The 535-nt window shown below is 67.1% G+C and carries 1 protein-coding gene; it reads right to left on the bottom strand.

Features of this window, described 5'->3' with window-relative positions; translation table 11 throughout:
- Positions 1-535: hypothetical protein (locus FUT88_RS15165; protein ID WP_147216337.1), on the bottom strand; the 535-nt coding region annotated here is incomplete at both ends.

The following is a 535-nucleotide window of genomic DNA, read 5'->3' as shown; positions in this document are numbered from 1 at the left end:
GCGCCCGGCTGCGTGACATTGCCGTTCGTATCGACGCCCGCGCCGATCGTGCCGCTGTTGGCGATTTGCGGCCCGCTGATGGTTGCGTTGCCGCCGGCAACCACGGTGCCACTGTTGTTCGTGCTGCCGGACACCGTCACGTTGCCAGGGCTCGTGATGATGCCTTGGTTGCTGACATTGGGCGCAGAAATGCTGGCATCGGCCGCGCTCTGCACACGCCCCGTCGGCGTGATGGTGACATCGCCATTGGCTGCCAGGCTCAGGCTGCCGGTGAGTGCGGCCAAGTTGCCGCCGATGTTGACGCCCAGCCCTCGCTCGGTGCCAATCAACCGCGTGGCACCCCCGCCGTACATGCTGCCCAGTTGGCCGACGTCGATGGCGACCTGCGGTGCCGGGCCCACGCCCGCAATCGCGGTCGGCGTGACGCTGCCGTAGTCGACGCTATTGGCACCCGCTACCGCATTGAGACGTTCCGCCCACACCTGGCCATTGATGGCCATCGCACGGGACAGCAAGTCGAGTTGTGCGCCGCGTG

This window comes from Ralstonia sp. TCR112, from assembly GCF_007997035.1.
GTDB lineage: Bacteria > Pseudomonadota > Gammaproteobacteria > Burkholderiales > Burkholderiaceae > Ralstonia > Ralstonia edaphi.
Note: the sequence above shows the minus strand (reverse complement) of the source record. Positions and strands in the feature narration are given on the sequence as shown.